A 12,016-nucleotide genomic window follows, 5' to 3' on the forward strand; every position below is an offset into this window, starting at 1 on the left:
CGCCGTAAGGTTGGGGCGTACGCGAGGGCAGATCGGAAGGAGGCGCTGGGTGATCGAGCTGGAGGGGGTTCCCGAGCTGATCGACCCAGTGATGGTGGCCGCGTTCGAGGGCTGGAACGACGCCGGCGACGCCGCCTCCACCGCGGTCGCGCATCTGGACAGGGAGTGGAAGGGCGAGGTGTTCGCGGCCCTCGACGCCGAGGACTACTACGACTTCCAGGTGAACCGGCCCACGGTGTGGATGGACGCCGGGGTGCGGAAGATCACCTGGCCCACGACCCGGCTCTCGGTGGTCCGGGTCGGCGGTGAGAAGCCGCGCGATCTCGTACTCGTCCGAGGTATCGAACCGTCGATGCGCTGGCGCTCGTTCTGCAACGAGCTGCTGGGCTTCGCGCACGAGCTGGGCGTCGAGCTGGTGGTGATCCTGGGCGCGCTGCTCGGCGACACCCCGCACACCCGTCCGGTGCCGATCAGCGGGACCACGTCCGACGCGGACCTGGCACGGCGCATGGACCTGGAGGAGACCAAGTACGAGGGTCCCACCGGGATCGTCGGCATCCTCCAGGAAGCGTGCACGCACGCGGGCGTACCGGCCGTGTCGCTGTGGGCGGCGGTGCCGCACTACGTGTCGCAGCCGCCCAACCCGAAGGCCACCCTGGCGCTGCTGAACCGCCTGGAGGACCTGATCGACGTGCGCATCCCGCTGGGCGAGCTGCCCGAGGACGCGCGCGCCTGGCAGGTCGGGGTGGACCAACTGGCCGCCGAGGACAGCGAGGTGGCCGAGTACGTGCAGACGCTGGAGGAGGCCCGCGACACCGCGGAGCTGCCGGAGGCGTCGGGCGAGGCCATCGCCCGCGAGTTTGAGCGCTATCTGCGGCGCAGGGACGGCGGTGGCAGTCCGCCGCCCGGTGGGCATGCCACGGCCGATGGCAGCGACAGCGCGTCGTATCTGCGCGACAACCCCGGCCGTACGAAGCCTACGCGGCCCACGAAGCCGGACACGGAGCCGGGGGCCGGGCCCGAGGGCGACGACGAGGACTCCGCCGAGGAGTGAGGCGTCGGCGGGGGTCGTGAGCTGTACGGGAAGGCGGTGCGCGTGACGCGCACCGCCTTCTCTGTGTGCGGCGAGCGCTACAGGGCCACGCCCAACAGGGCGTCCACCGCGCGGGAGACGACGCCGGGGGCGCCCTCGTCGCTGCCGCCCCGGTCGCGCTGGACGGCCGCCCAGCGGTCGACCGCGGCGAGCGCGGCGGGGGCGTCGAGGTCGTTCGCGAGGGCTTCGCGCATCTCCTCGACGAGGGTCGTGGCGGACGGTCCGTCGGGCCGGGAGACGGCGGCACGCCAGCGGCCGAGCCGGGCGACCGCGTCCGCGAGCACCTGGTCGGTCCACTCCCAGTCGGAGCGGTAGTGGTGGGCGAGCAGCGCCAGCCGGATCGCGGCCGGGTCGACGCCCTCGCGCCGGAGCGCGGAGACGAAGACCAGGTTGCCCTTGGACTTCGACATCTTCTCGCCGTCCAGGGCGACCATGCCGGCGTGGACGTACGCCTTGGCCATGGGGAACTCGCCGGTCAGCACCTGGGCGTGCGAGGCGCCCATCTCGTGGTGCGGGAAGGCGAGGTCGGAGCCGCCGCCCTGGACGTCGAACCCCATGCCGAGGTGGTCCAGGGCGATGGCCACGCACTCGATGTGCCAGCCGGGGCGGCCGGGGCCCAACGAGCCGCCGTCCCAGCTGGGTTCGCCCTCGCGGGCGGCGAGCCAGAGGATCGGGTCGAGCGGGTTCTTCTTGCCCGGACGGTCCGGGTCGCCGCCGCGCTCGGCGGACAGCAGGCGCATCGCGGCGGCGTCGAGGTTCGACACCTTGCCGAAGTTCGGGTCGGAGCCGACGGAGAAGTAGACGTCGCCTTCGAGCTCGTAGGCGGCGCCCGCGTCCCGGAGGCGCTCGACGAGCGGCACGATGCCGGGTATCGCCTCGACGGCGCCTATGTAGTGCCGCGGGGGGAGCATGCGCAGGGCGGTCATGTCCTCGCGGAAGAGGGCCGTCTCCTGCTCGGCGAGGGCGACCCAGTCGACGCCGTCGCGCTCGGCGCGCTCCAGGAGCGGGTCGTCGACGTCGGTCACGTTCTGGACGTAGTGAACCTGCCGCTTGGTGTCGAGCCACACGCGCTGCACGAGGTCGAACGCGTTGTAGGTCGCCGCGTGCCCCATGTGGGTGGCGTCGTACGGCGTGATGCCGCACACGTAGAGACGGGCGACGGGACCGGTGTCCGGGGTGACCAGACCGCCGGTCGCGGTGTCGTGGATCCGGAGGTCGCGGCCCTTGCCGGGCAGGGCGGGGACCTCAGAAGCGGGCCAGGCATACATGTCATGAGCGTAACCGGACAGTTGTTTCGCATACGAACCGGACCAGGGCGGACGGCCGATCAGGCCCCCTTGCGCGCCGGTGGCCGCCGTGCCGGCAGGGTCTAGACCGGCGGCCACGGAATGGCCGGCCACTCCCCGCTCGGTTCGGGATGCTTCCCGGTGGCGAGCAGCGCGTCGACCCGCGCGCGCGTGGCGTCGAGTTCCGCGGCGGTGATCAGCTCGGCGAGCGTCCCGGCCAGCCCGCCGCCGTCCTCCAGGGCCGCGCTGAGGCCCTGGAGGACGTCCAGGGCCTCCTGGGTCAGCGGCTCCCCCGCCCAGCCCCACAGGAGGGTGCGGAGCTTGTTCTCGGCGTTGAAGGTGACCCCGTGGTCGATGCCGTAGAGGCGGCCCTCGGCGGTGGGCAGCAGATGGCCGCCCTTGCGGTCGGCGTTGTTGATCACGGCGTCGAGGACGGCGAGCCTGCGCAGCCGCTCGTCGTCGGCGTGCACCAGGAGGGCGGTCCTGCCTTCACCGACCTCGGCGAACCCGATGGCCTTCCAGCCCGCCTCGGGCTCCTCCGCGTCGACCAGGGCGAGCAGTTCGGACCCGGGCGCCGTCTCGATCCACAGCTGGCACATGCCCTCGCCGTAGGGCCCGTCGCGCAGCACGGTCGTGGGGACCAGGCCCCAGCCGGTCGCCTCGGAGACCTCGTAGGCGGCCACCTCGCGGCGGGCGAGGTCGCCGTCGGGGAAGTCCCACAGGGGGCGCTCCCCGGCGATCGGCTTGTAGACGCAGGACGCCTCGCGGCCCTCGTACGCCACGGAGCAGAACAGCACCGCGTTCGACGCCTCGCGGACGCGTCCGCGCACCTTCAGCTCACCCTTGGCGAGCAGCTCGGCCGTGGTCACGCTCCGCGGCGGTATCCGTTCTGGCGCGGACATACGTGTCCTTCCGGGTCGAGCGGGAGGCTGCACAGCGGGCAGGGCGGCCGGCCGGCGTTGACGACGTCCAGGGCCCGCTTCGCGAAGGCGCGGGCCTGGGCGCCGGTGAGCCGGACCCGCAGCATCGGGGGCCCGTTCTCCTCGTCCTGGAGCAGCCGCTCCTCGGCCTCGGCGAGGTCCTCCTCGGACTCCGCGTCCAGCTCCACGAGGGCCTGCGCCTCGACGATCATGCGCTGTTCGTCGCCGTCCCAGGCCAGCGCCATGGTCCCGACGCGGAACTCCTCCTCGACGGGGGTCTCCAGCGGGCGGGTGTCGGAGATCTCGCTGGGGGTGACGGCGGGGACGGCCGCGCTGCCGCCGCTGCGCCGTACGACCTCGTCCAGAAGCTCGTCCATGCGCTCGGCGAGCGCGGCTACCTGCGTCTTCTCCAGGGCCACGCTGGTCACCCGAGGACCGGCCGCGGCCTGGAGGAAGAACGTACGGCGCCCGGGCAGACCGACCGTACCGGCTACGAAGCGGTCCGGCGGGTCGTAGAGGAACACCTGACGGGACACGTCCTGTCTCCATGGGAATCGACTGCTGACAAGTGCGGCGCTACTGCGATCGCTTCACCCTACTGCGGCCGACGATCACGGTGCGCCCGCGCCGCCGCCGACCGTCGCCTCGTCGCCCGCGGGCTCCTCGCGGGGCGCCAGGGAGGCGAGATCGCCGGTGTCCCCGAGCCGGACGAGAAACGGCCTGAGACGGGTGTAACGGATCGCGGTGATGGAACACGGTTCTACGGAGATCCGCTGGAAGAGGTCGAGATGAAGTCCGAGCGCGTCCGCGACAAGGGACTTGATGATGTCGCCGTGCGAGCACATGAGGTAGACGGCGTCGGCGCCGTGATCGCGCTCCACGCGCGCGTTCCACTCGCGTACGGCCTCGGCCGCGCGGGTCTGCATCGCGCGCATCGACTCGCCGCCGGGGAACGCGGCGGCCGAGGGGTGCGCCTGGACGACCTCCATGAGGGGCTCGTCCTTGAGTTCGGCGAGCTTGCGGCCGGACCAGTCGCCGTAGTGGCACTCCCCGATCCGCTCGTCGGTGTGCAGCCTCAGGTCGGGGCGGGCGTCCAGGAGGGGCTGGAGGGTCTCCTGGCAGCGTTGCAGCGGGCTGGCGACCACTTCGGCGATCGGCAGCGCGGCGAGCCGTCCGGGGAGCGCCGCGGCCTGCGCGTTGCCCCGCTCGTCGAGGGCGACGCCGGGTGTCCAGCCGGCGAGCAGTCCACCGGTGTTGGCGGTCGAACGTCCGTGCCGGACAAGGATCAACGTGGGCATGCCGTCAAGGGTAGGCGTACCCCCGGGTGCGCTCCGGGCCGGACGGCGGGAGAATACGCACCGTGATCGTCGACTACGCCATCTACCGCGACGGACGCCGGACCGAGGGCCCCGGCGACTTCTCGGACGGCCTGGACCACTGCCGCCGGGTGGGCGACGCGTTCGTCTGGATCGGTCTCTACGAGCCCACCGAGGACGAGTTCGACAAGGTCACCGAGGAGTTCGCGCTGCACCCACTGGCCGTCGAGGACGCCCTGACCGCGCATCAGCGCCCCAAGCTTGAGGTCTACGACGACTCGCTGTTCATGGTCCTCAAGCCGGTGGGCTACGAGGCGGACAGCGACGTGGTCACCTCCGGCGAGGTGATGGTCTTCGTGGGCGACTCCTTCGTGGTGACCGTCCGGCACGGCGAGGAGGCCCCTCTGGCGGCCGTACGGCACCGCCTTGAGGCGGAGCCGGCGATGCTGCGGCACGGCCCTACGGCGGTGCTGTACTCGATCGCCGACGCCGTCGTCGACCACTACGTGGAGGTGGCGGGCGAGTTGCAGACCGACCTGGAGGAGCTGGAGGCGGCGGTGTTCTCGCCGGCCGGCGGCGGCTCGCGGACGACGGCGTCGCGGATCTACGCCTTCAAGCGGCAGATCCTGGAGTTCCGCCGGGCCACCGGACCGCTCGCGCAGCCGCTGTCCCGGCTCGCGGGCGCCGGGCTCGCCGGTGACCGGGTGCGGTTCGTGCACGACAAGGCGCGGCCGTTCTTCCGGGACGTGAACGACCACCTGATCAAGGTCAACGAGTCCGTGGAGGGCCTGGACCGGCTGGTCTCGGACGTCCTGGCCGCGCATCTCGCGCAGACCGGGGTCCGGCAGAACGACGACATGCGGAAGATCTCCGGGTGGGCGGCCATGGCCGCGGTGCCCACGATGATCGCGGGCGTCTACGGCATGAACTTCGACCACATGCCGGAGCTGCACTGGCTGTGGGGGTACCCGGCGGTGATCCTGCTGATGGTCGCCCTGGAGGTGCTGCTGTACCGGACGTTCAAGCGGCGCGGCTGGCTGTAGCGGCGCCGCTCGGGCTCACGCGAACTCGGGGGCCGCGGTGGCCGGTCCGCCGAGGGCGTCACGCCGTTCCGGCATCCTCAGGGACACCATCCGCCGCCAGCCGCCGAGCCGTTCATAGGCGTACACGGCGTGGATGCCCGCGGCCAGGGCCGCCGACCTGACCCGGGGCCAGCCCAGGACGCGGCCCATGTGGGCCATCACGGCGAGGCTGACGTCCCGGTAGACGCGGATCTCGGCGAGCGCGCACTCGCGCAGCGCGCGCTGGATGGCGCGGCCGTGTCCGGCGGCGGCGAGGCGCAACAACTCCTCGTGGCAGTAGGCGAGATGGTTGTCCTCGTCGTGCGAGATCATCCGCACCGCGCGACCGAGGTCGGGGTGGTCGGCGAAGTGCCTGCGCAGCAGGTCCATCTGCTCGGAGGCGCGCTGTTCGGTGACCCGGCTGTGCGCGAGATAGGTGACGATGTCCTGAACGGTGAGCGGTGTCTCGCCCCTGAGCTTCTCGTGCGCGAGACCGATGCCGTGCCGCTCCAGGAGCATCGTGTAGTCGGTGTCCGGGGGCACCGGAACGGGTTCGAGGCCCCGCTTCTTCATGAGGGCGTTGAAGATGCGCCCGTGCTTGTCCTCGTCGGCGCCGTGCCGGCTGATCCGGGGGGCGAGCTCGCGCTCGGCCGGCGGGACGAGGGCGGCGATGCGCCCGTTCTCCCAGCCGCCCTGCGCCTCACCGCTGGCCGCGATGGAACAGAACAGCCGGAAGGACTCGTCGTCGTCGAGGATCTCCTGGAACAGACTCTTGGCCGAAAGCATCTGAACGCACCTCCATGCAGGATTCCGCCGCATTCCGCAAAGAACGAGTCAAATGCGGCGCCAGAGGTGCTGCAACAGCAGTGTCGGACAACTCCGCCAAAAGGAGGACTGCGGATATCCCTACAGGGGCGTAACCGCATGGACCGCCGCGCGTTGTTCCCCGTGACGGCCGTGGCGGGGAAGACCCCCCGAGCCCCCACCACGGCCGCAGAAAACTTCCGTACGGCAGAGCCGTGTTATGCGAGACCCGCGCGCTCCAGTGCCTCGGTTCCGGCCCGCAGGGCGGCGATCCGCTCCTCCAGGGTCCAGCCCGCCGGGGCGAGCGTCAGGGTGGTGACACCGGCCGCCGCGTACTCCTTCATCCGGTCCGCGATGCGGTCCACGGAGCCCAGCAGTGTCGTCTTGTCGATCAGGTCGTGCGGGATGGCCGCGGCGGCGCCGTCCTTGTCGCCGGCCAGGTACTTGTCCTGGATCTCGGTGGCCGCCTCCTCGAAGCCCATGCGCCGGGCCTGCTTGTTGTAGAAGTTCTGCTGCCGGCTGCCCATGCCGCCGACGTACAGCGCGGTGTACGGGCGGAAGGTGTCGGCGAGCTTCTCGACGTCCTTGTCCTCGCCGAGGGCGAGCGGGACCGTCGGGACGATGTCGAAGCCTTCGAGGGTCTTGCCGGCCTTCTCGCGCCCGGCCCGCAGATGCCGTACGGCGGTGTCCTCCAGGTGCTCGGCGGACGGGAAGATGAGCAGCGCGCCGTCGGCGATCTCGCCGGTCTGCTCCAGGTTCTTCGGGCCGATCGCCGCGATGTAGAGCGGGATGTGCTCGCGCTGCGGGTGCACGGTCAGCTTGAGCGGCTTGCCGGGGCCGCCGGGCAGCGGCAGCGTCCAGTGCTCGCCGTCGTACGACAGCCGCTCGCGGGTCATCGCCTTGCGGACGATCTCGACGTACTCACGCGTGCGGGCCAGCGGCTTGTCGAACTTGACGCCGTACCAGCCCTCGGAGACCTGCGGGCCCGAGACGCCGATGCCGAGGCGGAAGCGGCCCCCGGAGAGGGAGTCGAGGGTCGCGGCGGTCATCGCGGCCATCGCGGGCTGGCGGGCCGGGATCTGGAAGATGGCCGAGCCGACGTCGATGCGCTCGGTCTGCGCGGCGACCCAGGTCAGGACGGTGGCCGCGTCGGAGCCGTAGGCCTCGGCGGCCCAGCACACGGCGTAGCCGAGGCGGTCGGCCTCCTGGGCCACGGCCAGATTGTCGCCGTCCATTCCGGCACCCCAGTAGCCGAGGTTGATCCCGAGCTGCATGGCAGACCCCTTACCCATCAGTAACGTCGCTGTCGTGCCGACCCTAGCGCGAGGCGGTCCCGGCGGACAGGACGGGTACCGGTGAGTGATCACGCAGCGTGCCGTGCGGAGGACTGTGGATCATCGTGCAAATCGGTTATCCACAGGCCACCACACCGCAGGTTCAGGCCAGTAATCTCGGCGTTCATGGAGCAGAGGCATCTCGGCCGTACCGGCCTTCGTGTGTCCCGGATCGGACTCGGCACCCTCACCTGGGGGCGCGACACCGACGAGCACGACGCCGCGGACCTCTTGAAGGCGTTCTGGGAGGCCGGCGGCACCCTCGTCGACACGGCGGACGTGTACGGCGACGGGGAGGCCGAGTACCTGCTCGGACAGCTCATAGAAGGGCTCGTGCCGCGCCGGGACCTGGTCATCTCGACGAAGGCGGGGAGCGTGCCCGACCCCGACCGCCGCTTCGACGGCTCGCGCGGCCATCTGCTCGCCGCGCTGGACGCCTCCCTGGCCCGGCTCGGCACGGACTACGTCGACCTGTGGCACATCCACGCCTACGACCCGTTCACACCGCTGGAGGAGACCCTCCAGGCCCTCGACCTGGCGGTGAGCAGCGGGCGGGCACGCTACGCGGGCGTCTCCAACTACTGCGGCTGGCAGCTCGCCAAGGCGGCCACCTGGCAGCTGGCGGCGCCCGGCGCACGGACACGGCTGGCGAGCACACAGCTGGAGTACTCGCTGCTCCAGCGGGGCGTGGAGCGCGAGGTGCTGCCGGCCGCGCTCGACCTCGGCATCGGGCTGCTGCCCTCCTCGCCGCTCGGCCGCGGTGTGCTCACCGGCAAGTACCGCAACGGCACACCGGCCGACTCGCGCGGCGCCTCCGAGCACATGGGGCTCTTCGTCGCGCCCTACCTCGACGACACCGCGAGCCGCATCGTGGACGCCGTGACGACGGCCGCGGACGGACTCGCCGTGACCCCCCTCCAGGTCGCCCTGGCCTGGGTCCGCGACCGGCCCGGGGTGGCCGCCCCGATCGTCGGCGCGCGCAACGCGCAGCAGCTCACGGCCGCATTGTCAGTGGAGGCGCTTAGTCTTCCTGACGAGATCTGCCGAGCGCTCGACGACGTGTCGGCGCCGCTGCACCGCTATCCCGATCACGACTGGAGCACGCTGTGAGCACGGACCCGGAGACCACGGCCCCGGACACCACGGAGCCCGTCGAGCCCGGCCTGCCGGACGACGCGGCCGAGCAGCCGGGCACGGGCGCGGACGCGGTGGCGGGCGCGGACGAGACCGAGAGCGCGGACAACTCCCCGGGCGCCGAAGACGCCGAGGGTACCGAGACCGCCGGCGAGGCCACCACCGAGGCCGCCGCCGCTCCCGAACTGTCCGAAGCCGCCGCCGAGTTGCTCGCGCAGCGGCTGGAGCGGGAGCGGATCGAGCGGCGGAAGGCGGAGAAGGCCGGACCCATCGCGGCCGGGACCAAGCTGAGCGGCACCGCCGCCGATCTGCTCGCGGCCGTACGGGCCGTGGAGAGCGGCGAGAAGCCCGTCGCCACCGCGTTCACCGGGCCGGAGCCCACCCCGCGCCGTACCGCCGCCCCCGAAGCCGCGCGGCGGCCACAGCCCGTCCCGGCCGCGTCCGGCGCCCCGGCCACCGAGACCGTCGAAGCCGTACGGCAGGTGCTGGCCGAGGGCGGCGCGCCCGAGACGCTCGCGGCACAGGTCGCGGCGGCACTCGGCGAAGGGGCGGACGACCGGCTCCGGGAGGATCCCTGGCAGTTGCTGCGCGTCGCGGGAGTACGGCCCGAGCAGGCCGACGGGTTCGCGCGGGCACTGCTCGGCGCCGGGTGCGCGCCGGACGACGAGCGGCGCGGCCGGTCGGTCACCGGCTGGCTCCTGGAGCAGGCGGCCCTGGCCGGGCATACGGCCCTGGAGGCCTCGGCGTTGACGGCCGCGCTGGCCAAGCAGGGCGTGCCCGATCCCGACGCGGCGACGCAGAGCGCCATCGCGGAGGGCGAAGTGCTGGTGTTCCAGGACGCGTTGGACGAACCAGCGGTCCCGGTGCAGCGCACGGACGACGAGGCGGAGGAGGAGCCGGAGCGCCCGGTCCGGGTGCTGATCGGCCTGGAGCGGTACGCGCTGGCCGAGGAGAGCCTCGCCGACGGACTGGCCAAGCTGGTCAACTCGGTGCCCAAGGAGGACGGTTCGGCGGCGGACTGGGAGCGGGCCGGGGAGGTCAAGGGATCCACCGGCGAGCTGATCCGCGCGGTCGCGGGACACGGCCTGGTGCTGCACACCGGCGGGGAGGCGTCCCTCGAAGAACCGGCCGCGCTGCTGCACGCGGCAGCGGGCCTGGGACTGCGCGCCTGGGCCGCCTCGCACACCCCGGTGGGCCGGGACCGGTTCACCGCCCTGCTGACGCGGTCCGCCGAGCCGGCCGGTGCCGTTCCCGACGACGGACCCCAAGTGGCCACCGTCGCCGGGCTGTTGGCCGGTTCGACCGGTGGCGAAGGCCCCGGGCGGGACGCGGACGGCGCCCTGGACCTGGACCTCCTCGTCGTGCTCGACGCGCCTCAACTGGACGTCGAGACGGCGGCGTTGCTCACCGAGTCGCTGCCCGACGGCGCCCGGCTGGTGCTGGCCGGGGACCCGGCGGTGCTGTGGTCGGCGGGTCCCGGGCGGATCTTCGCCGACCTCCTCGCGGCCCGCGCCTGCCCGCACGTCGTCTCGCGCCGCCCCGACCTCGGTCCCGTGGGCGAGCTGGTCTCCGGCATCGGCATCGGCGAGCTGAACCAGGTGGAGGCCCCCGGCAAGGAGGTCGTGATCGTCCCGGTGCGGGACGCCGGCGAGGCCGTGCACCGGACCGTGCAGCTCGTCGCCGACTCGGTGCCGCGCGTGATCGGCGTCCCCGCCGAGCAGACCGCGGTGATCACTCCCGGCCACGGCGGCGCGGCCGGCACCCGTGCCCTCAACGTGGCGCTGAAGGAGCGGCTCAACCCCGGCCCCGGCCGTTTCGGCGGCTTCGACCCCGGTGACCGGGTCGCCTACTCCCCCACCCCGGGCCGTACCGTCGTCGGCCAGGTCGTGAAGGCGGACGCCGAGGGGCTGCACCTGTCGTGCGCGGGCGAACCCGTCGTCGTGGCGAAGGAGCGGGTCGAGCAGTCCGTACGGCACGGGTGGGCGCTGACCGCGCATCAGGCGGTCGGGGCGCGGTGGCCCGCGGTGGTCGTGGTGCTGCCCGGGGACGCGGCACAGGCGCTCAGCCGGCCCTGGGTCTACACGGCGTTCAGCCGGGCGGACCGGCACCTCTCCGTGGTGCACGGTGTGGACCAGGCGCTGCCCCGGGCCGTCGCCGAGATCCCGGCCAAGCCTCGCACGACGCGGTTGCCGGTGCTGCTGCGTCCGCAGGTCCCGGTCGGGGGCTGAACCGGGCAGCGCGACGACGACACGAAAACGACGGTCACGACGACCTCGACGACGGCGGCGGTCACGGAGGTTGCCCCTCCGTGACCGCCGCCGTCGTCGTCATGTCCTCGCGACCGGCGCGACGCGGCTCAGCGGTCCGCTTCCAGGACCTCCAGGTCCTCGTCCTCGTCGAGATCCGCGTCGAGGTCGGAATCGAGGTCTGAATCGAGTTCGTCCTCGATCCCGTCCTCGATCTCGTCGTCGAAGACCGCGCTGACGTCGAAGCGGCACACCACCCGCTGGGGGTCGACCTGTTCGAAGGGGGCCTCCAGCCAGGCGCCGGGTTCGGCCGCCTCGTCGGCCGCGGTCACCCACAGCGTGGAGTCGCCCTCCTCCAGGCCGAACTCCTTGGGCCGGGAGGCGATCTCGTCCGCCTCGAACTCGTCGAAGAGGATGCCGAGCGCGCCGTGGATCGTGCCGGAGGCCTCCGTGCCCACGCCGTCGCCGACCGCCGCCTCGACCCGCTGCGCCTGGGCGAGCAGCCGCTGCGGTTCCGCCACGGCGTAGTCGCGGCGGATCAGCACGCTCACCGCGTTCGGCTCCTCGGGGCCGGTGTACGGCGGCAAGGAGTCTTCGGTACCGGGGATCTCGAAAGGCGTGACCTCGTCATAACGGTCGTAGAGCAGTTCGTCGTAGACCTCGGCGGCAGCGGCGAGCTGGTTGAACGCCTCGTAGACGGCCGGATCGTCCTCCCCCGACCGGCCTTCGACCGCGGCCAGGTGGCGGTCGAGCGCGGTCTTGACCGCCTCGGCGGCGGCGCGTACCTCGGCAGCGGTGGGCTGCGCAGCATCAGACATAGTG

The 12,016-nt window shown here is 72.5% G+C and carries 11 protein-coding genes; 4 read left to right on the forward strand and 7 right to left on the reverse strand.

Annotated elements, in window-relative coordinates; translation table 11 throughout:
• Nucleotides 1–49: 49 nt before the first annotated feature.
• Nucleotides 50–1,054, forward strand: coding sequence for a PAC2 family protein (locus ACIQPR_RS27785; RefSeq protein ID WP_403653528.1), 1,005 nt, complete (start codon nucleotides 50–52; stop codon nucleotides 1,052–1,054).
• 77 nt (nucleotides 1,055–1,131) lie between these two features.
• On the opposite strand, the gene mshC is transcribed toward ACIQPR_RS27785, so the two are convergent.
• The 4 genes from mshC to ACIQPR_RS27805 all read right to left on the reverse strand — a co-directional run bounded on the left by mshC (nucleotide 1,132) and on the right by ACIQPR_RS27805 (nucleotide 4,597).
• A complete protein-coding gene (gene mshC, locus ACIQPR_RS27790; protein WP_403653531.1) occupies nucleotides 1,132–2,361 on the reverse strand; it encodes a cysteine--1-D-myo-inosityl 2-amino-2-deoxy-alpha-D-glucopyranoside ligase in 1,230 nt (409 codons plus the stop codon).
• A gap of 101 nt (nucleotides 2,362–2,462) precedes the next feature.
• Entirely contained in the window at nucleotides 2,463–3,281 is an 819-nt protein-coding gene (locus tag ACIQPR_RS27795) for an SCO1664 family protein (protein WP_403653534.1), read from the reverse strand.
• A complete protein-coding gene (locus ACIQPR_RS27800; protein WP_403653537.1) occupies nucleotides 3,245–3,835 on the reverse strand; it encodes a DUF3090 domain-containing protein in 591 nt (196 codons plus the stop codon). Before ACIQPR_RS27800 ends, ACIQPR_RS27795 begins: the two co-directional genes overlap by 37 nt.
• 75 nt (nucleotides 3,836–3,910) lie before the next feature.
• Entirely contained in the window at nucleotides 3,911–4,597 is a 687-nt protein-coding gene (locus tag ACIQPR_RS27805; RefSeq protein WP_403653541.1) for a histidine phosphatase family protein, read from the reverse strand.
• Between the two features lie 62 nt (nucleotides 4,598–4,659).
• On the opposite strand from ACIQPR_RS27805, the gene corA reads away from it, so the two are divergent.
• Entirely contained in the window at nucleotides 4,660–5,658 is a 999-nt protein-coding gene (corA, locus tag ACIQPR_RS27810) for a magnesium/cobalt transporter CorA (protein WP_403653544.1), read from the forward strand.
• Between the two features lie 15 nt (nucleotides 5,659–5,673).
• On the opposite strand, the gene ACIQPR_RS27815 is transcribed toward corA, so the two are convergent.
• Both ACIQPR_RS27815 and ACIQPR_RS27820 read right to left on the reverse strand, forming a co-directional pair.
• The gene (locus tag ACIQPR_RS27815) at nucleotides 5,674–6,462 is read right to left on the reverse strand and encodes a ferritin-like domain-containing protein (RefSeq protein WP_403653547.1); all 789 of its coding nucleotides are present in this window, start codon (nucleotides 6,460–6,462) and stop codon (nucleotides 5,674–5,676) included.
• 236 nt (nucleotides 6,463–6,698) lie between these two features.
• Complete coding sequence (locus ACIQPR_RS27820; RefSeq protein ID WP_403653550.1) at nucleotides 6,699–7,754, reverse strand: LLM class F420-dependent oxidoreductase; 1,056 nt, start codon at nucleotides 7,752–7,754, stop codon at nucleotides 6,699–6,701.
• 186 nt (nucleotides 7,755–7,940) lie between these two features.
• Between ACIQPR_RS27820 and ACIQPR_RS27825 the strand changes: the two genes are divergently transcribed.
• Nucleotides 7,941–8,924 carry an aldo/keto reductase gene (locus tag ACIQPR_RS27825; protein WP_403653553.1) on the forward strand — a complete coding sequence of 328 codons (984 nt, stop codon included), beginning with the start codon at nucleotides 7,941–7,943 and terminating at the stop codon, nucleotides 8,922–8,924.
• Nucleotides 8,921–11,176, forward strand: coding sequence for a helix-hairpin-helix domain-containing protein (locus ACIQPR_RS27830; RefSeq protein ID WP_403653556.1), 2,256 nt, complete (start codon nucleotides 8,921–8,923; stop codon nucleotides 11,174–11,176). The genes ACIQPR_RS27825 and ACIQPR_RS27830 overlap by 4 nt, the downstream gene beginning before the upstream one ends.
• Nucleotides 11,177–11,304: 128 nt before the next feature.
• Here the strand turns inward: ACIQPR_RS27830 and ACIQPR_RS27835 are convergent, their stop codons facing one another.
• Complete coding sequence (locus tag ACIQPR_RS27835; protein ID WP_403653559.1) at nucleotides 11,305–12,012, reverse strand: hypothetical protein; 708 nt, start codon at nucleotides 12,010–12,012, stop codon at nucleotides 11,305–11,307.
• Between the last annotated feature and the right edge of the window lie 4 nt (nucleotides 12,013–12,016).

Origin of the sequence: Streptomyces sp. NPDC091280 (genome assembly GCF_044768565.1) — a bacterium.
Taxonomy (GTDB): domain Bacteria; phylum Actinomycetota; class Actinomycetes; order Streptomycetales; family Streptomycetaceae; genus Streptomyces.

What these genes read in the sequence shown, in the direction of transcription:
- mshC (WP_403653531.1), bottom strand. Translation starts at nt 2,361, where the DNA reads ATGTATGCCTGGCCCGCTTCTGAGGTCCCCGCCCTGCCCGGCAAGGGC.
- ACIQPR_RS27795 (WP_403653534.1), bottom strand. Translation starts at nt 3,281, where the DNA reads ATGTCCGCGCCAGAACGGATACCGCCGCGGAGCGTGACCACGGCCGAG.
- ACIQPR_RS27805 (WP_403653541.1), bottom strand. Translation starts at nt 4,597, where the DNA reads ATGCCCACGTTGATCCTTGTCCGGCACGGACGTTCGACCGCCAACACC.
- ACIQPR_RS27815 (WP_403653547.1), bottom strand. Translation starts at nt 6,462, where the DNA reads ATGCTTTCGGCCAAGAGTCTGTTCCAGGAGATCCTCGACGACGACGAG.
- ACIQPR_RS27820 (WP_403653550.1), bottom strand. Translation starts at nt 7,754, where the DNA reads ATGCAGCTCGGGATCAACCTCGGCTACTGGGGTGCCGGAATGGACGGC.
- ACIQPR_RS27825 (WP_403653553.1), top strand. Translation starts at nt 7,941, where the DNA reads ATGGAGCAGAGGCATCTCGGCCGTACCGGCCTTCGTGTGTCCCGGATC.
- ACIQPR_RS27835 (WP_403653559.1), bottom strand. Translation starts at nt 12,012, where the DNA reads ATGTCTGATGCTGCGCAGCCCACCGCTGCCGAGGTACGCGCCGCCGCC.